This window comes from Streptomyces sp. NPDC048436 (genome assembly GCF_043200355.1).
GTDB lineage: Bacteria > Actinomycetota > Actinomycetes > Streptomycetales > Streptomycetaceae > Streptomyces.
Genome location: NZ_JBICXP010000014.1, coordinates 192,628 through 211,130, shown reverse-complemented (window position 1 = coordinate 211,130; position 18,503 = coordinate 192,628). Strand labels below are relative to the sequence as shown.

Below are 18,503 nucleotides of genomic sequence, written 5' to 3'. Positions count from 1 at the left end.
ATGCGGGATGGTCCGGGCCGTGACGTACGACTGCGATGTTCTGGTGATCGGCGGCGGGATCGTCGGTCTGTCGACGGCGTATGCCCTCACGCGGGCCGCTCCGGGCACGCGGGTCACCGTCCTGGAGAAGGAGCAGGGCCCCGCCCGGCACCAGACGGGACGCAACAGCGGGGTGATCCACAGCGGGATCTACTACCGCCCGGGTTCACTGAAGGCGCGGTACGCGGTGCGCGGCGCCGCCGAGATGATCAAGTTCTGCGCGGAGTACGACATACCCCACGAGGTCACCGGCAAGCTGATCGTCGCCACGGAGCGGGACGAGCTGCCCCGCCTGCACGCGCTCGTGCAGCGCGGCCGGGAGAACGGCATCCCGGTGCGGGAGCTGGGCCCCGCGCAGATCGCCGAGTACGAACCGGAGGTGCGGGGTCTCGCCGCGATCCAGGTCGGCACGACGGGGATCTGTGACTACGGCGCGGTGGCGGGCCGCCTCGCGAACGCCTCGGGCGCCGACGTGCGGTACGGCGCGGAGGTCGTCCGCATCGACCGGCGCCCCTCGCTCGGAGTGGCCGCGCGCATGGCGGACGGCTCGGTGGTGCGGGGGAAGGTCCTTGTCAACTGCGCGGGGTTGCAGTGCGACCGGGTGGCGATGCTGGCCGGTGACGACCCCGGCATGCGGATCGTGCCCTTCCGTGGGGAGTACTTCGACCTGGTGCGGCCCGAGCTGGTGCGGGGCCTGGTCTATCCGGTGCCGGATCCGGCGTTCCCCTTCCTCGGGGTGCATCTGACGCGCGGCATCGGGGGCGGGGTCCATGTGGGGCCCAACGCGGTGCCGGCGCTTGCCCGTGAGGGGTACGGATGGGGTGTGGTGCGGCCTGGCGAGGTCGCCGGGACGCTGGGGTGGCCGGGGTCGTGGCGGATGGCCCGGCAGCACTGGCGGTATGGGGCGGGGGAGCTTCGGCGCTCCCTTTCGAAGGGGGCGTTCACCTCGGCGGTGCGGAGGCTGCTGCCCGCGGTGACCTCGGATGACCTTGTACCGGCGGCTGCGGGGGTGCGGGCGCAGGCGGTCCTGCGGGACGGGTCCTTGGCCGATGACTTCCTGATCCAGGAGGGGGTGCGGGCGGTGCACGTACTGAACGCGCCTTCACCTGCGGCGACGGCTTCGCTGCCGATCGGGAGGGAAGTGGCTCGGCGGGTGCTCGCGGTGCTGTAGCGGCGGCCCCTGCGGGGCTCTGTAGGGGCGGTCCTGCGGGCTCAAGCGCCGGACGGGCCGAACGGATTCCGCCGGGGCGGGAAAGCAGAGCCAGGGGGGGCGGGGAAGATGAAGCCGGGGGCGGGAAAGACAGAGCCGGGGGGCGGGGAAGATAAAATCGCCGCACTGTGTCTGAGTCAGCCGCCACCCCCCAGCGCCCCCAAGCCCCCCGCCCCAAGGGCGAACCCCGTTTCCCCCACGGCCCAGCCCCCGACCCCGCCGGCTCACACTTCGAGCGGCGAATCCGCAGCTTCCAGCCCCGCAGGAGCCGCGTCACCGCGGGCCAGGCGGACGCGCTGCAGCGGCTGTGGCCCAAGTGGGGCCTGGACATCGACGGGCAGCGCACCCTGGACCTCGCCGAACTCTTCGGCGGCGAGCACGACGGGCACGACGAGCGCGGCGAACACGGCGAACACGGCGGACGCAGCGCGCTTCCCGTCGTACTGGAGATCGGGTTCGGCATGGGTGAGGCCACCGCCCAGATGGCCGCCGACGACCCGGACACCGGCATCCTCGCCGTCGACGTACACACGCCGGGGCAGGGAAACCTCCTCGGTCTCGCCGAACGGAACAGCCTGACGAACATCCGCGTCGCGAACGGCGACGCCGTCATCCTGCTCCGCGAGATGCTCCCGCCCGCCTCCCTCGACGGCCTGCGCGTCTACTTCCCCGACCCCTGGCCCAAGGCCCGCCACCACAAGCGCCGCATCATCCAGCCCGACTTCCTCGACCTCGCCGCACCGCGCCTCAAGCCCGGCGCCGTGCTGCACTGCGCGACCGACTGGGAGCCGTACGCCGAGCAGATGCTGGAAGTGCTCACCGCGCACCCCGCCTTCGAGAACACCCAGGCCGACGGCGGCTACGCGCCCCGCCCCTCCTTCCGCCCCCTCACCCGCTTCGAGGGCCAGGGTCTGGACAAGGGGCACGTGGTCCACGACCTGCTGTTCCGTCGTACATCCGGCCACGAGGACTAGGACAGACGGCCTGAATCGGCCCGAGACACCGTCGCGCCAGGACCCCGTCCCTCGTTAGGGTCAACGCGTGGCCACCAGTTCTCCGTACCCGCACCCCATGCCCCCAGCCGGGCCCGCCGGGCTGCGGCACCCGCGCTGGTGGCAGCGGCGGGCGATACGCGCCGCCGCCCTTGTCACCCTGCTCGCCCTGTCGGGCCTGGTGATCCTCGCCCTGGTGCGGGAACAGACCGGCACCGAGGGCTTCCTGGTCGGGCTCGGCCTCGCGACGCTGCCCGTGCCGCTCCTGGTGGCCGCCTTCCGCTGGCTGCAGCGCGTCCAGCCCGGCCCCTGGCGGAACCTGCTCTTCGCCTTCGCCTGGGGCGCCTGCGCCGCCGCGCTCATAGCGATCGTCGCGAACAGCTTCGCGACCCGCTGGATAGCCACCGCCACCGCCGACCCCACCAGCGCCGACACCCTCGGCGCGACCGTCATAGCGCCGATCGTCGAGGAGAGCGCGAAGGCGGCGGCCGTGCTGCTCGTCTTCCTCTTCCGCAGACGCGAGTTCACCGGCATCGTCGACGGCGTGGTGATAGCCGGAGTGACCGCCACCGGCTTCGCGTTCACCGAGAACATCCTCTACATCGGCAGCGCCTTCGGCACCGACCAGCTCAACGGCGGGACCGGGCTCGCCTCCGTGACGGCGGCGACCTTCTTCGTACGCGTCGTGATGTCGCCCTTCGCGCACCCGCTCTTCACCGTGCTCACCGGCATCGGCTTCGGCATCGCCGCGCTCAGCGCCGACCGCCGGCACCTGCGCCGGGCGCTCCTCCCCCTCGGCGGTCTCCTCCTGGCGATGGGCATGCACGCCCTGTGGAACGGCTCGGCGAGCTTCGGGGAGTACGGCTTCTTCGCCGTGTACGCGGTCTTCATGCTCCCCGCGTTCGGCCTGCTCACCTGGCTGGTGATCTGGATCAGACAGCGCGGCCTGCGCATCGTGCGGGCCGAGCTGCCCGCGTACGCGCTGGCGGGCTGGCTCACCGCCCCCGAGCCGTACGCGCTCGGCACGATGCGCGCCCGCACCCTGGCCCGCGACTATGCCTCGTACACGCAGGGCAAGGCGGCGGCGCGCACGGTCGCGCAGTACGAGACGTACGCGACGTCCCTCGCGCTCCTGCGCCACCGGGGGCGCAGGGGCCGGGCGGGGGCCGACTTCGTCGTACGGGAGCGGGAGTTGCTGCAGGCACTGTGGGAGCGCCGCGAGGCGGCACGGCCCGCCCTCGCGTACGCGGCGCGCGCCACGGCACCGGTGCTCGTACCGGTGCCGCCCCCGTACGGGTACCCACGGGCGTACCAGCAGCCGTATCAACAGCCCTACCCGCAGCAGCATCCCTACCCGCAGCAGCAGCACCCGTACGGATATCCGTACGCGCAACCCGCGACGCCCCACCCCGCGTACAGCGCGTACAACCCCTACCGCGGCTAGGCGGAAGCCGCGGTGAGCGCCGAAACCTCGGACTCCGTCAGCTCCAGCTCCCCCACCGCGAGCAGCGCGGGCAGCTGCTCGACCGTACGGGCCGAGGCGATGGGCGCCGCCACCGTCGGCTGCGCCGCGAGCCAGGCGAGGGCGACGGTCGCGATCTCGGCGCCGCGCTCCTGGGCGATCACGTCGAGGGCGGCGAGCACCCGCAGGCCCCGCTCGGTCTGAAGGTGCTTGCCGGCGCCTTCGGCCCGCGCGCTGTCGACCTGCGTACCCGGGCGGTACTTCCCGGTCAGGAAGCCGGAGGCGAGCGCGTAGTACGGGACGGCGGCCAGGCCGGAGCGCGAGGCGACCTCCTGGAGCGGGCCCTCGTAGGTGTCGCGCGAGACGAGGTTGTAGTGCGGCTGGAGCGCCGCGTACCGCGCGAGGCCCTCCCGGTCGGAGAAGTCGAGGAACTCCTGGAGCCGCTCGGGGGTCACGTTGGAGGCGGCGATGGCGCGCACCTTGCCGGACGTCACCAGGTCGTCGAGGGCGCCGATGATCTCCTCGACCGGGACGGTCGGGTCGTCGTAGTGCGTGTAGTAGAGGTCGATGTAGTCGGTGCGCAGGCGGCGCAGCGACTCCTCGACGCCGGACTTGATGGTGCCGGCGGTCAGGCCCTTGTAGTCGGGGTGGGCGCCGACCTTGGTGGCGAGCACGACGTCGGAGCGCCTGCCGCGCGAGACGAGCCAATTGCCGATGACGGTCTCGGACTCACCGCCCTTGTTGCCGGGCACCCAGGCCGAGTAGACGTCGGCGGTGTCGATGAAGTTGCCGCCCGCGGCAGTGTAGGCGTCGAGCACGGCGAAGGACTGCGCCTCGTCGGCGGTCCAGCCGAAGACGTTGCCGCCGAGGGAGAGCGGGAAGACCTCGAGGTCGGACGAGCCAAGCTTGCGGAGAGAAGTCATAAGGGCATCAACGCCCATACGGACCGCGGCATTCCGTAGGGCGCCGCGAGTCCGGCAGGAGGCGGGCACGCCGAACCGGCAGCCCTGACGTCGGGGGGTTGTCGCCAGGACCGCCGGGGTTCTGGGTTACCTCAGAGCGACTGGCCCTTGCCGCGCAGCCACGCCGCCGGGTCCACCCCGGTGGCGTCGCCGCCCGGGTGGACCTCCAGGTGGAGGTGTGCCCCGGTGACGTTGCCGGTCGCGCCGACGCGGCCGATGACCTCGCCGGTGGTGACCTTCTGGCCGACGCTGACGTTCATCGAGGACTGGTGGCAGAACCACAGCTCGGTGCCGTCGTCGAGCTCGAGGACCGTGCGGTAGCCGTACGCCCCCGCCCAGCCGGCCTCCTTGACGGTGGCGGAGTGGATCGCCTTGATGGGCGTACCCGTCGGCGCCGCGAAGTCCAGGCCTGTGTGGTAGCCGGAGGACCACATCGAGCCGGGCTGACCGAAGGTGCCGGTGAGGGTGTACGAGGCGACGGGGAGGGTGAAGCTCTTGGCGAGCTTGGCGAGGCGCTCCGCCTCCGCCTTGCGCTTGGCCTCCGCCTCGGCCTTCTTCTTCGCGGCAGCCTTGTCGGCGGCGATCTTCTTCTCGGCCGCGGACTGCTTGGCGGCGGCCTGTTCCGCGGCCTGCTTGACGGCGGCTTCTTCGGCCGCCTTCTGGACCGCGTCGTCCGCCTGGTCCTGCTGGTTCTCGGCCTGCTCCATGATGCGGGCCCGCAGTGCCTCGCCCGCGTCCGTGGTGCCCTGCTCGGCGTCCGCGGTGCTGAGTCCTGCGGCGCTGAGGGGCGCGGCGGCGGTCGTGACGCCGTTGTCCGCGGAAGCGGAGTCGTCGGAGCCGTCGGATATCAAAGACCCCACGCCGGGAAGCGACTTGGCCTCCGGCAGCGAGTCCGTGACGGCCGACATGTCCGGCATCTCGATGGAGACGGGGGGCTTGCCGCCCTGCGCGGTGGCGATGCCGCCCGCGCCGACTGCGGCGATGACGCCTACGCCGAGGACGGTGGAGCTGCGGGCGAGCCCGCCGCCGCCCTTCTTGTGGACACGATGCCTGCCGCGGACGGGACGGATGGACTCCTCGGTGGGGTTCCATTCCTCCCAGGACTGGTCCTCGTACCCACCGAAATCGTCGTCATTCTGTACGTAAACGCCTTGGGGGGCAGGGCGGTTGGACGCCACTGGGGCGCACTCCTTTCCTTCCTTCTCGCCTACCGGGTTAGCTGACGGGTTCGGAGCAGGAAGGTCTCCTACGAACATCTGGCACGGATGCGCAGATGCCCGATTCACCCCAAGTAGATGGTTCCCCGGCTCCCTTGCGGGATTAGGCGCGTGCGCACGGAGCCGACTCGAGTGCCGGCTGGGACGACCGCGCTGCGTTATCGAACGTTAATAGACAGCGGGGTCGTATTCCAAGCTGTTCCAACTGATCGTTAACGACTTTGGCCTGTACTTATGGGGACACCGAGGGGCGGAACGGGGCGAGTTGACGCCACTTCTTCACACACCGGAGCTTCACATCTCCTTGACAGTACGTCAGTTGTTATGCGGAGTGGTGTCCTTCAGTCACGGCCCGTGACCTCGCCGCCGGTCGCGTCATCCGGCGGCTCATCCGTCGCGTCATCCGGCGGCGTCATCCGGTGGCGTCATCCGCCCCCGGCGGCCTGCGCACCGCGAGCAGCGCCATGTCGTCCGTCGTTCCGCCCCCGGTGTGCCGCCGCACCTCCTCGGTGAGCGTGGCCAGGAGCGCGTCCGGGCCGCCGGGCCCCGGGAAGATCCGGCCGCCGAGCCTTGCGGCCGGGTCGTAGAACTCGCCCCGGATGTCCCGCGCCTCGGAGAGCCCGTCGGTGTAGATCAGCAGCATCGCTCCCGGCGGGAACTCCGTCTCGTCCGCGCGGTCCGGCCATGCCCCGAGGTCGCCCATCCCGAGCGGCAGCGCGGGCTCCGTCGCGGACAGGACACACAGCCGCCCGTCGCCACGCAGCAGCAGCGGCTCGGGGTGCCCCCGGTTCACGATGCGTACGACACCGTCGCCATGCGGGATCTCCGCGAGGACGGCGGTGGTGAACCCCTCGAAGGCGTCGAGCCCGTCCCTGCGCATCCCCTCCCGCGCGAGCGCCCGTTCGAGCCGCTGCGCCACCGCCTCCAGCGTGGCCTCCTGCTCGGCCGCCTCACGGAACGCCCCGATGACGACGGCGACGGCCGCCACCGCGCCCATGCCCTTCCCGCGTACGTCGCCGACGATGAGGCGTACGCCGTGCGGGGTGTCCTGCACGACGTACAGATCACCCCCGATGAACGCGTCGGCCTCCGCCGCCTCGTACCGCGCCGCGACATCCAGTCCGCCGATCCGGGGGTCCGGCTGCGGCAGTACGGCGCGCTGGGCGGCGGCGGCGATGTTGCGCGCGGAGGCCAGCTGTTCGTCGCTGCGGCATACGACGCGGTTGATGAGCGTGGCCAGGACGGCGACGGTCACCACGGTCAGCAGTTCGGTGATGCTCTCGACGTCGGCGGTGGTGCCGCTCCTGAAGTGCAGGGCGAGCACGGCGACGCTGCTGCCGACGCCGATGAGGGCGGTGCTGAGCAGCGAGTAGAAGGGGGCGGCGATGAGCGGGGCGGCGGTGAAGAGGGGCGCCGCGGTGAACGCGGGCGGGGTCGAGACGTCGTACACGACTCCGGCGACGATGAGCAGCAGAGGGAGAGCGCGCACGAGGGCCCGCTCATGAGTGACGCTCTTACCGAGCCCCTTGCCCGACTGCACGCCCTCCGCCCCCTTCCCGCGCCCGACGCCCCCGCCGCTTCCTCCTCGCTGCCCCACCGCTCTTCTCCTGCCGGATCCGCGGTCAGGACCAGATCCGGACCACGCTCATCCAGGTTTCCCGGAGCGGCGGCGCGGGGCGACCGGTGTGAGCCGACCGGGTTAGCCGGGCGGGTTGGCCGCGGCGGGGGCGGACGCGGAAAACACCGAAGGCCCGGATCCATTTTTGGATCCGGGCCTTCGGTCTTCAGTAGCGGGGACAGGATTTGAACCTGCGACCTCTGGGTTATGAGCCCAGCGAGCTACCGAGCTGCTCCACCCCGCGCCGTTGAATGCAACTCTACGCCATCAGGGGGAGTGAAAGCGAACCGGCCCGGAACCACGACCGAACGGACCCCGCAGCTCAAGGGGCCCTCACACATTCCGGCGTACGCCCCTCACCCATTCCCGGCGTGCGTCAGCGTCTCCCAGGCCACGAACAGATCGTCCGTCCCCTCGGGCCGCTGCCCCCGTGTGAGCTTCTCCGTCTCCGGCAGCTCCATCTTCAGCCGGTCCCGCAGATGGTTGAGGCCGACCTCGGTGTCGGGCCCCATGTCGCGCTGCACCTTGCCGCCGCACAGCCAGCCCGGGGCCTTGGCGCCGAGCTGGTACTTGGCGTGGAACTCGAACGCGGCCCGCAGCCGGTCCTTGACCTCGCCGTACAGGTCGACGCCCTGGTGCCAGGCGGTCTCGGCGATGTGCGCGGTGGCGGCGAGGGAGTAGCTGGCGTGCTTGAAGTTCCGGCAGGTCTCCTGCGAGAGCCCGTCGGCGAAGGTCTTCTGCCCGAACCAGAACTTCTGGAGCTGTGCCTCGGTGTCGATGCCGCTGCCCGCGGGCGAGACGGGCAGCGCTCCGTCGGACTCCAGATAGAAGTAGGCGGGCACGCGGGTCCTGAAGTGCGTCACCGCCTTCTCGAAGGACTCGTGGTCGTCGAGGAAGACCGCCATCCCCATCGTCGCGTCGGCCATCACCAGGTCCCAGTTCCCGTTGGACTCGACGGAGCCCTCCAGGACCTGGGGCAGGTAGGCGGTGCGCAGCATCCGCTCGAAGCGCAGGAGTTCGCCGTCGCTCCAGCCGTCGTAGGTGTAGCGGACGGCTTCGGCCGCGCGCGCCCATGAGGAGGCGGCCCAGGCCGTCTGCAGGCCCGCGTTGGCCTCCGTGTGCCGGGTGATCACGCCCGACCAGGCGTCCATGATCTGCACGGCCTTCTGGGCGTGCGCGCGGTCGCCGGTGATGTTCCAGAGCAGGGCCTGGGTGTACGCGGCGATGGCGTCCTCGCGCTCTTCGACGCAGCCCCGGCCTGGGTGGTTGCCGGGCGGGCACTCGACGACGGCGTACGGCTTGGCCTGGTAGTCGGCAGCCCCGTACTTGCTGTCCCGCATCTGTTCGAACGCCGACAGCCAGGGCTGCTCGCGCGCCTCGACGTGCGTGCGTACGCGGTCCAACTGCGCCTTGCTGACGAGCACTCCGGGGTGCTCGAAGGCCCGCTCGGCAGGCCGCGCCCGCTGGGTCACCCCGTCGGTGCCGCTCCCCGACGATCCGCCGCAGGCCGCCGAGACCCCGGCGAGCAACGGCACGAGCACCATCACGAGAGCCCGTCGTACGGAACCCATGCTGCACCTCCGGATCGCCCATCTGGCAGGCTCAGCGTCACTCAGGGGCCGTGGGGGCGCAGGTGCGGCGGGGCCGTTCGGGCGAGGGAACGAACACCGTACGCAAGGTCGCACACTGTGCGCAGAGGCGCCTAGAATGCCAACCCGCACCCAGAGTTCTTTCTTACCCGGAGGCCGCCGATGCCCGCCGCAGACGAGAAGCAGGTCCTGTCGGTATGGACCCGCCCCGAGCGCCGCCGACGGGAGCAGCCGTCGCTGAGCCGCGCGCAGATCGTCTCCGAGGCCGTCCAGCTGCTCGACGCGGAGGGAATCGACGCCCTCAGCATGCGCAAGCTCGGCACCCGCCTGAACGCGGGCGCCACCTCGCTCTACACGCACGTGGCCAACAAGGACGAGCTGATCGAGCTGGTCGTGGACGCGGTCTACGGCGAGATGCGCGTCCCGGAGCCGACGGACCCCGCGGACTGGCGCGCGGCCACGGTCGCCTGCGCGCACACCATCCGCTCGACGATCCTCGCGCACCCCTGGATCGTCTCGGTGCTCGGCGAGGTGGGCGTGGCCTATCTCGGCCCGAACATGATGCGGCTCTCGGACGGCATGCTCGGAATGCTGGAGGCCGGCGGCTTCACCCTCGAAGAGGCGGACCGCGCGGTGACGACGCTTTTCTCGTACGTCATCGGCATGACGACCGCGGAGGCCGCCTGGCTCACCTCGCTCGCCCGCAGCGGCAGGAGCGAGCAGGAGTGGGTGGACCAACTGCGGCCCGCGGTCGAGAAGTCCGTGGAGGCCTACCCGCGCCTGCGCACCCTGTACGCGGCACAACGCGAGAGCCAGGCATCGCAGACCCGCGAGGACAACTTCACTTACGGCCTGGCCCGAATCCTCGACGGCCTGGAGACCCACCGAAACGACGGGTCGCCCGCCGGCGGCTGAAGAAGCCCCCCGAAAAGCACCGAAGGCCCAGTCCGGGGAACCCCCCGACCTGGGCCTTCTCGGTAGACCGTGTGGGACTCGAACCCACAACCAATGGATTAAAAGTCCACTGCTCTGCCAATTGAGCTAACGGTCCGCGCCGATGCACCCCCCGAGCATAGCCGGACAGGGTCCGCCATCCGATCGGGTATTGCCTCCTTGGCCCGTCGCGCTTCCCGCGACGGGCCCGGCGCGGGCCTCCGGCGGCCGCCGGGACGGTCAGGGATCGACCGGGTCCGGGGCCCCGGAGCGGGCCGCCTCGCGGGCCGCCGTGCGCTCGTGGTCCGGGTTGAGGAACCAGTGCCTGGCCGACACGAGCCACCAGGTCGCGGCGAAGCCGAGGACGGCAAGGACCGCGATCGGGGCGTAGTTGAAGGTCTCCCAGGTGAGCGGCGAGACCTGCGGCAGCATGAACAGGACCGTGATCACGCCGACCCAGGCCACCGCGACGATGCCGATCGGGCGTGACCAGCGGCCCAGGTGCCAGGGCCCGCGCTCAAACTCCTCGCCCTTGCGCAGCCGCAGGAGGGTCGGGATGACGTAGGCGATGTAGAGGCCGATGACGGCGATCGACGTGACGGCCGCGTACGCCGTGACATTGATCAGGTAGGGCAGACCGAGGACGAGCGCGCCGAGGGCGGCGAGCCAGACCGCCGCGACGGGTGTGCGCGTACGCGGGTTGACCGAGTGCCAGATGTGCGAGAACGGCAGCGCTCCGTCCCGCGAGAAGGCGTAGATCATGCGGGAGTTGGCGGTGACGGACGCCATGCCGCAGAAGAGCTGTGCGCCGATGACGACGAGCAGGAGCAGCTTGCCCGTGGTCGCGCCGAGCGCGTCGAGAAGAATCTGTGCGGGCGGCGCCCCCGTCGCCGACTCACGTGCCCCGTCGTACGACTGGATGGCGAACGTGAAACCCAGAAGCAGCACGAAGCCCGCGATCCAGGACGTCCAGATCGACCGGACGATGCCGCGCGGCCCGGCCGTGGAGGCGTCGTGGGTCTCCTCCGTCATGTGCGCGGAGGCGTCGTACCCGGTGAAGGTGTACTGGGCCATCAGGAGGCCGATGAGGGCCACGTACAGCCCGCTGCCCCACCCGGTGTTGTTCACGAACTCGGTGAAGACGAAGGACGCCGACTGATGCGAGTCCGGCGAGAAGGCCAGCGCGCCGACGATGACGGCGACCCCGACGACATGCCACCACACGCTGACGCTGTTGAGCAGCCCGACGATGCGTACGCCGAAGGTGTTGAGCAGGCCGTGCAGTACGAGGATCGCGGCGAAGAGCAGGATCGTGCGCTCCTCGGTGACGCGGAAGTCGAACTGCAGATTGAGGTACGCCCCCAGGAACGACGCGGCACCGAAGTCGATCCCGGCGGTGACGGCGACCTGCCCGAGCACGTTGAACCACCCCGTGAACCAGGCCCAGGCCGCCGCCGTACGGGTGGGCGCGAGGCGGTACGCCCAGAAGTAGAGCCCGGCGGACGTCGGGTAGGCGGAACAGATCTCCGCCATCGCGAGGCCGACGAACAGCGTCATGAGCCCGACCCCGACCCAGCCCCAGGTGATGAGGGCGGGACCGCCGGTGTTCATGCCGAACAGATACATGGTGAGGCAGCCGGACAGGACCGAGATGATCGTGAACGAGACCGCGTAGTTGGAGAACGCCGACATGCGGCGCGCCAGGACCTGGGTGTAGCCGAGCTGAGCGAGGCGTTCCTCGTCGGAGCCGGCGGCGGGTGCGACTGGTGGTGACTGCTTCCGCTCTCTGGGGTCACTTGTCATGCCCCCAGCGATTCCCTCGCCGGGGGCACGACATGCGCCTGCGCTGGCCAAAAAGCGCTCAACTCACGGGCTAGTAAAGGCCCTTGTAGCTGCCCCACCCGCTTGCGATCTTCGTCCGCGCGGTGAACGAGCCGTTCCCCTTGCCGTCGTTGCGGTAGAGGTTCCCGGACGTGTCGCGCGTGACCAGGTCGGCCTTGCCGTCACCGGTGATGTCGCCGACGCCGACCACGGCGTTGTACGAGGCGCCCCAGTCGGTGAAGACCGTGGCCCGGTCCTCAAGGGTGCCGTCGCCCTTGCCCTCGTACCGGAACAGCGTCCCGTCCTCGCGCCGGGCCAGGACGTCCCCGATCCCGTCGCCGTTCAGGTCACCGGCCCCGACGATCTGCGTGTACGTCGTCCAGGCGGAGCGGATCTTCTTGCCCGCCGCGAGCGTGCCGTCGCTCTTGGCGGCGAAGACATGGATGTCGCCGGTCGAGGCCTTGCGGGCGACGAGGTCGGCGCGGCCGTCACCAGTCAGATCGCCGGGCGAGGTGAGGACGTCGTAGGCGTTCCAGCCGGTGCCGAGCCCGGTGTACGGCGCCGACGGGGCCGGCGGCTGCCCGCACTCCGGCCGGTATCCGCGCAGGGAGCCGTCGGTCATACGGACCAGGACGTCGTTGCAGCGGTCCTTGTTCAGGTCGCCGAAGGGCACGGCGAGCGTCTTCGTGGACCAGCCGCTCGCCGACACCTTCCCGGAGAACGCGCCCTTGCCGTCGCCCTGCTGGAAGGTCAGCCCGCCCGAGGAGTTGAGGGTGAGCAGGTCGCCCGTCCCGTCGGGGTCGGCGGACGCCCCCACGTGGTCGTGGCGCACGGCGTCCGCCCTGCGCAGCCCGACCGTGCCCCGCACCTCCAGGGGTGCTCCCGGTCCATCCGCGGGGCGCACGGCCAGCGTCCAGTCGTACGTGCCGTTGGGGAAGAACTTGTCGCCCACGGCCGAGGGGTCGGCTCCGTGCCAGCCCACGGCCAGTTCGCCCCGGTCGGCGCCCCCTTCCTCGGTGTCCACGACCGCACCGGTGCTCCGGGCTCGGACGGTCAGCTTCCAGCCCGCCGCGGGCTTGGAGAGCAGCAGCGTGGTGAGCGTGTCCGGTACGGCGTCCCACGTCGTGGCACGGACCGACGTGGCGTTGTCGGCCGGGCCCATCAGCGCCAGCGGCTGCGTCGGCTGGCCCGACGGCACGAGGTGCACGCGCTCCTGCGCGTCGACGTAGGCGACGTTGCCGCCGGACTCGTCGACGGTCCAGCGCACATGGCGCTGGGAGACACCCGTATCGGGCAGCTCCCCGATGTCACGGGTGGCGCCCGAGACGGTGGTCAGCGCGAGCTTCCCGGCCTTCTTGTCGTGGGTGACCACATAGCCGTCACCGAGCAGCGCCTCGCCCGTGGGTACGGAGGCCGCCTTCTTCTCCGTACGGTCGTACACCCCCGCCGGGCCGTCGGCACCGCAGCTCCAGTACAGCCAGCGTCCGAAGGCCTGCAGCTCGGCGGGGTCGCAGGAGGCTCCGGTGGAGACCTCGTGCACCGTCTTCTTCGCCGTCAGGTCGTAGCCCGTGAGCGTGCCCGGAGTGCTGCCCGGTGTCCACAGGAGGTCGCCCCAGAGGGTCGCGGCGCTGGGAGCGCGGGTCAGCGTGGGTGACGGGTGGTTGTCGAGACGGTAGACGTTCTGCTTGGTGTCCGTCGTGTGGATCACATAGTCACCGGAGATGTCGGTGATGGTCCCGCCCGACGGGACGGTGATCTCGTCGAGGTCGGTCGGGCCCGGCCCATTCACGCGAATCCGGTCGTCCATCTGCTGGTGCTCCAGCCAGGCCATCCGGCCGTCGGTGGTGCCGTGGATCTGGGAGCAGGCGACGTCCTTCGCCGGGCAGTCGCTGCCGATCAGCACGTCCGTTCGCGGTGTGAACGCCGAGCGCTCGCCGAAGTACGGGGTGTCGGTCGTGGACTGGGCGCTGACCGTGCGGGCGTAGTCCTCACGGCGGCCGCTCGATGTGTCGGTGACCAGCAGCCTTCCCTGGGCGAGCGCCACTCCGCGGATCTCGGACTTCGGCCGGGGCAGCGGCTTGGCGACGGCGACGGCCGGCCGTCCGGTGCTGTCGGCGGAGATGCGCTGGATGGCCTGCCCTCCGTCGGCCGCGCCGATGACGACCGCCGTGCCGCCGGGCCCGGCGGAGATGCCGGGCCGGTTCATTTTCGCGAGGAGCGTCACCGGGTCACCGCCCGCGATCGGCGCCGCCTTCACCGCACCGGCGGAACCACCGGTGCGGGGGCGGTACACCAGCCAGTCACCGACCACCGCGAGGTCCTCGCGCGGCTGGACGGCACCCCCGTCGAGGCGGGCGCTCACGGGAGCGGCGGACAGGTGGGCGCGGTCGAGGACCAGGACGTCCGCGGCGGAGCGGTTGTACATCGCCACGCGGTCGGCCGAGACAGCGGCCATGTTGTAGCCGGCCGGCAAAGCGGCCGACCAGCCCCGGACCTGACCGGTCCGCGCGTCGGCGTCGATGACCCGGGCGGTTCCGTCCACCTTGCCCAGGAAGAACACGGACGTCTCGTCGCCGCCCAGCGGTATACCGAACACAGCGCCGGTCGGCAGCCCGCGTACGGTCACGTCACGCGTCGCACCGTCCGTTTCCGGGGCCAGCAGATGCAGGGTGTTGACGACGGTCCCGTCGTCGGCGGTCGTCTTCACGTTGGTGACGACCGTGGACCCGTAGGTCACCAGGTGGTTCTGTCCTTCCGGCACCCGCACCGTGCGCGACGTACGCTCCACGGCGTCCCACAGCTCCACCGTGCCGTCGCCGGGCCGCCTGGCAAGGGTGTCGCTTCCCGTGGGGTTCGCGGCGATCGACGTCATGGCCTCGGGGACGGGGAAGGTCTTCCCGTCCGTGTAACGCGTCCAGACGAGACGGTCTGCCTGCGGGTCCTCCGCGCTCTCCATACGGTGGAAGACACCCTTGGCGCCTGCTCCATCCGCTCCCTTCAGCTGCTCCGGGCCGAACAGAGAAACAGCCAGCTCGCTGGAGCGCTCGGTGGCGGGCACCACGGCCTCGGCGGTCGGCGCGGCGGAGGCCGACGGCAGCAGCGGGCTGAGCCCTGCCGCGACGGCGGCGGAGACGGCTACGGCGATGCCGATGCGTCTCGCTCGATGATCACGTACGAAAGCATGACGAACCACGGGTTCCCCTCCCTTGCGGTCCGGCTCCCCACCGGACCGTCCTTCCGATCAGGCATGAAGGTAACAGCGGGCACCGACACGGATACGCCGAAGGGCCCACCCCGTACGAACGGGGTGGGCCCTTCGGTTCAGCTGTTCAGTTGTTCAGCAGGCGTCAGCTGTTCAGCAGGCGTCAGCCGTTGCGCTTCCAGCGCGGCTTGTCGTCGCGGCGGCCGAAGGAACCGGTGCCGGTCCCGGAGCGGTCGCGGTTGAACGCCGGGCGGTCGTGGCCACCGGAGCGGGCGCCGCCGGCGGGGCGGTCGTCGCGGCGGTCACGGTTGAACGGACGGTCGCTGCCACGGTGGCCGCCCGAGGGACGGTCGTCGCGACGGAAGCTCGAACCGCCGCGGTTGTCGTCACGGCGGTCGCCGCCACGGAAACCGCCACGGTCGCCGCCCGAGGGACGGTCGTCACGACGGAAGCCGGAGCCGCCACGGTCGTTGCGGTCACGGTTGAAGCCGCCACCCGACGGACGGTCGCCGCCCGAGGGACGGTCGCCGCCGCGGAAGCCGCCCGAGGGACGGTCGTCGCGGCGGAAGCCGGAGCCACCGCGGTCGTTGCGGTCACGGTTGAAGCCGCCGCCCGAGGGACGGTCGCCACCGCGGAAGCCGGAGCCACCGCCACGGTTGTCGTCACGACGCTCGAAGGAACGGCCGCCACGGTCGTTGCCACGGTCACGGTTGAAGCCGCCACGGTCGCCACCCTCGCGACGGTCGCCGCCACGGAAACCACCCGACGCACGGTCGTCACGACGCTCGAAGGAACGGCCACCGCGGTCGTTGCCACGGTCACGCTCGTAGTTGCCGCGCTCGTCGCGCTGCGGGCGGCGCTCCTCGCGAACGGCCGCGGGCTGCTCCGGGACGGAGACGGCGGCCTCGGCCTCGATCGCGGCCTCGGCAGCGGCTGCGGCCTCGGCGACCGCGGTCTCCGGGTCGTCGCCACGCTCGCGGGCGGCACGCGCGGTGAGACGCGAGGCCTCCTCGCGCAGCTCCGTCGCGCGGCGGGTCGCGCGCTCCAGCTCCTTGGTGAGGTCCTTGACCTCACGCTCGGCCTGGGTCGCGGCGTTGCCCGCGGAGTCGGCCTGCACCTCGGTCATCGAACGGGCGCCGGTGATCTCGGCGACCTCCGGGTCGAAGGTGCCACCACCGTTGATGATGTGACGCCCGGCGTCGACGCCCGCGTCCTCCATCAGACGGAAGATCTGGCGGCGCTGGTGCGGCAGGGAGAGGGACACGACCGTGCCGGAGCGGCCCGCGCGAGCGGTACGGCCGGAGCGGTGCAGGTAGTCCTTGTGGTCGCCGGCCGGGTCCACGTTCAGGACCAGGTCGATGTCGTCCACGTGGATGCCGCGCGCGGCGACGTCGGTCGCGACGAGCGCGTTGACGTAGCCCTTCTTGAAGTCCTCAAGAACGCGCGTACGAGCGCCCTGCGTCATGCCGCCGTGCAGCGCGTCGGCCTTCACACCGGACTCGCAGAGCTGCTCGGCGATGCGGTCGGCGCCCAGCTGGGTGCGGACGAAGATGATCGTGCGGCCCTTGCGCGCGGCGATGGCGGCCGTGACGGGCGCCTTGTCGCGGGGCTTCACGATCAGGATGTGGTGCGACATGGTCGTGACGTTGCCCTGGGCGCTGTCGACCTCGTGCGTCACCGGGTTGGTCAGGTAGCGCTTGACCAGCGTGGAGATCTCGTTCTCCATCGTGGCCGAGAACAGCATGCGCTGGCCGTCGGACGGAACCTGGTCGAGCAGTTCGGTGACCTCGGGCAGGAAGCCCAGGTCGGACATCTGGTCGGCCTCGTCGAGCACCGCGATCTGGGTGTTCTCAAGCGAGCAGGCGCCGCGGCTGATGATGTCGCGCAGACGGCCCGGCGTGGCGACGAGGACGTCGACACCGCGCTCGAGGGCGTAGATCTGGTTGCCCATGGACGTACCGCCGCAGACGACCTTCATCTTCAGGCCGAGGACATCGCCGTACGGCTGGAGCGCGTCCGCGACCTGCATCGCGAGCTCACGCGTCGGCGTGAGGATGACGCCGCGGGGCTTCTTCTTCTCGGTGTGCCCGCCGGCCAGCGTGGCCAGGAGGGGCAGACCGAAGGAGAGGGTCTTGCCGGAACCCGTACGGCCACGGCCGAGGATGTCCTTGCCGGCCAGGGCGTCCGGGATGGTCGCGGCCTGGATCGGGAAGGGCGAGGTCACGCCGTTCGCGGCGAGCTTGCGGACGATGCCGTCGGGCAGACCGAGGTCACTGAAGGTCGGGCCGGTCTCGGCGTCTTCGTCGACCTCGGCGGCAGCCTCGGTCTCCTCGACGACCTGCTCGGCGGCCTTCACGACATCGGCGATGTCGGCGATGTCGGTGACGTCAGTGACGTCCGTGACAGCGGTGACGTCAGTGACGTCCGCGACGTCGGCGGCCTGAACGGTCTCGACGGCCTCTACGACGGCGTCCACCGTCAGCTCGTCGTTCGTCTCGTTCTCGGGCAGGACGGCGTGGTCAGAATGAGAAATGGACATGCGAAATGCGAAACCTTCCGGAGTCTCGGCACGCGCCCGTCAACTCCGTGATTTCGCAATGGACCGCCTCTATGCGGTCAGCCACGGCAAGGGAGAGTACGCGCCACGCGGCGCTCTTCTTTTTCGGCGCCGGGCAAATGGGATCAAACGATCTACCACCATACTCACCCAACCCCCCAGAAGGCAAACCACACCGTCCGGGGCACCTTTGATTCCACCCCTTCCAGCCCGCCTCACCTGCGACGAAGCGGGTTTCCGACAGGGCTGGAAACCCGGGAAATCCGTCCCTGTCCCAGGACATCTACGCGGGCCCCGCCTCCGGTGAAGGCTCCCTCGACCGCAGCCCCTGCGACCGCTCCCCCAGCTGCGTGTCCGGCTTCGGCTCCTCATGGGCCGATGACGAAGGCTCCGGCGTGGGCTCCGGAGTCGGCGTCGGGGTCGGCTTCGGAGGATCGGGCGGCGGCGTGGGGCGCGGCTGGTCCGGCTTGCTGCGCGTAGGCGAGGGCCCGCCCTTCGTGGGCGGTACGGGGTCGTCACCGCCCCCGGTGGCGGCGGCCGAAGCCTGGGCCGCCCCGGAGCCGGCCTTGCCACGCCCGGCCTCCCGCCCCTTGCCCTTGCCGTGGCCCTTCTTCTTGCCCTTGCCGCCCTTGGCGTCGCCACGCTCGCCGTCACCGCCGCCGGCCGAGCCACCGCCCGTCGTGTCGCCACCGCCGTCGGGAGCGGCCGCCGCGCTGCGCTCCCCCGCGGACCGCGCGGGGCCGGGCTCGCCGCCGCCGTCGTCGCCGATGCTCATGCAGCCCGCGGTCGCCATGACGGCCACGGCCGCCGCGGCCCACCGGACAGGAACGTACAACTGGCGCACGGCCGAGCACCTCCGAGGCGCTGAGAAGCGGGACGTCCTACCCAACTCCCTTGCCCC

Annotated in this window: 12 protein-coding genes, 2 tRNA genes and 1 riboswitch; of the genes, 4 read left to right on the top strand and 10 right to left on the bottom strand. The window is 71.1% G+C overall.

Annotated features, from left to right (window positions below; translation table 11 throughout):
- The first annotated feature begins 7 nt into the window (after nucleotides 1-7).
- The 3 genes from lhgO to ACGFX9_RS34560 all read left to right on the top strand — a co-directional run bounded on the left by lhgO (nucleotide 8) and on the right by ACGFX9_RS34560 (nucleotide 3,685).
- A complete protein-coding gene (gene lhgO, locus ACGFX9_RS34570; RefSeq protein ID WP_393482470.1) occupies nucleotides 8-1,210 on the top strand; it encodes an L-2-hydroxyglutarate oxidase in 1,203 nt (400 codons plus the stop codon).
- Nucleotides 1,211-1,377: 167 nt separating this feature from the next.
- Nucleotides 1,378-2,223: a tRNA (guanosine(46)-N7)-methyltransferase TrmB gene (gene trmB, locus ACGFX9_RS34565; RefSeq protein ID WP_393482467.1), complete on the top strand. Its 846-nt coding sequence runs from the start codon at nucleotides 1,378-1,380 to the stop codon at nucleotides 2,221-2,223.
- A 67-nt stretch (nucleotides 2,224-2,290) separates the two neighbouring features.
- Nucleotides 2,291-3,685 (top strand): PrsW family intramembrane metalloprotease, encoded by a 1,395-nt coding sequence (locus tag ACGFX9_RS34560; RefSeq protein ID WP_393482465.1) that lies wholly within the window; start codon nucleotides 2,291-2,293, stop codon nucleotides 3,683-3,685.
- Here ACGFX9_RS34560 and ACGFX9_RS34555 read toward each other — a convergent pair.
- The 5 genes from ACGFX9_RS34555 to ACGFX9_RS34535 all read right to left on the bottom strand — a co-directional run bounded on the left by ACGFX9_RS34555 (nucleotide 3,682) and on the right by ACGFX9_RS34535 (nucleotide 9,071).
- On the bottom strand, nucleotides 3,682-4,626 hold the full coding sequence (locus ACGFX9_RS34555; protein ID WP_393482462.1) for an aldo/keto reductase: 945 nt from the start codon (nucleotides 4,624-4,626) through the stop codon (nucleotides 3,682-3,684). The two genes, ACGFX9_RS34560 and ACGFX9_RS34555, sit on opposite strands and share 4 nt — an antisense overlap.
- Nucleotides 4,627-4,757: 131 nt before the next feature.
- The gene (locus tag ACGFX9_RS34550; protein WP_393482459.1) at nucleotides 4,758-5,843 is read right to left on the bottom strand and encodes a M23 family metallopeptidase; all 1,086 of its coding nucleotides are present in this window, start codon (nucleotides 5,841-5,843) and stop codon (nucleotides 4,758-4,760) included.
- Nucleotides 5,844-5,854: 11 nt separating this feature from the next.
- Nucleotides 5,855-6,002: riboswitch (cyclic di-AMP (ydaO/yuaA leader) on the bottom strand.
- 292 nt (nucleotides 6,003-6,294) lie between these two features.
- Complete coding sequence (locus ACGFX9_RS34545; protein ID WP_393482456.1) at nucleotides 6,295-7,422, bottom strand: PP2C family protein-serine/threonine phosphatase; 1,128 nt, start codon at nucleotides 7,420-7,422, stop codon at nucleotides 6,295-6,297.
- Between the two features lie 248 nt (nucleotides 7,423-7,670).
- A tRNA-Met gene (locus ACGFX9_RS34540) sits at nucleotides 7,671-7,744 on the bottom strand.
- A 112-nt stretch (nucleotides 7,745-7,856) separates the two neighbouring features.
- Nucleotides 7,857-9,071, bottom strand: coding sequence for an alginate lyase family protein (locus tag ACGFX9_RS34535; RefSeq protein WP_393482453.1), 1,215 nt, complete (start codon nucleotides 9,069-9,071; stop codon nucleotides 7,857-7,859).
- Between the two features lie 180 nt (nucleotides 9,072-9,251).
- Here ACGFX9_RS34535 and ACGFX9_RS34530 point away from each other — a divergent pair, with 180 nt between their 5' ends.
- Nucleotides 9,252-10,004 (top strand): TetR/AcrR family transcriptional regulator, encoded by a 753-nt coding sequence (locus ACGFX9_RS34530; protein ID WP_393482450.1) that lies wholly within the window; start codon nucleotides 9,252-9,254, stop codon nucleotides 10,002-10,004.
- 63 nt (nucleotides 10,005-10,067) lie between these two features.
- Here ACGFX9_RS34530 and ACGFX9_RS34525 read toward each other — a convergent pair.
- The 5 genes from ACGFX9_RS34525 to ACGFX9_RS34505 all read right to left on the bottom strand — a co-directional run bounded on the left by ACGFX9_RS34525 (nucleotide 10,068) and on the right by ACGFX9_RS34505 (nucleotide 18,446).
- Nucleotides 10,068-10,140: transfer RNA gene (locus ACGFX9_RS34525), tRNA-Lys, on the bottom strand.
- 122 nt (nucleotides 10,141-10,262) lie between these two features.
- Entirely contained in the window at nucleotides 10,263-11,825 is a 1,563-nt protein-coding gene (locus ACGFX9_RS34520) for an amino acid permease (protein WP_393482448.1), read from the bottom strand.
- Between the two features lie 70 nt (nucleotides 11,826-11,895).
- Nucleotides 11,896-15,036, bottom strand: coding sequence for an FG-GAP repeat domain-containing protein (locus tag ACGFX9_RS34515; RefSeq protein ID WP_393482445.1), 3,141 nt, complete (start codon nucleotides 15,034-15,036; stop codon nucleotides 11,896-11,898).
- Between the two features lie 172 nt (nucleotides 15,037-15,208).
- Nucleotides 15,209-17,584: a DEAD/DEAH box helicase gene (locus ACGFX9_RS34510; protein WP_393482442.1), complete on the bottom strand. Its 2,376-nt coding sequence runs from the start codon at nucleotides 17,582-17,584 to the stop codon at nucleotides 15,209-15,211.
- Nucleotides 17,585-17,885: 301 nt separating this feature from the next.
- Nucleotides 17,886-18,446: a hypothetical protein gene (locus ACGFX9_RS34505; RefSeq protein WP_393482439.1), complete on the bottom strand. Its 561-nt coding sequence runs from the start codon at nucleotides 18,444-18,446 to the stop codon at nucleotides 17,886-17,888.
- Between the last annotated feature and the right edge of the window lie 57 nt (nucleotides 18,447-18,503).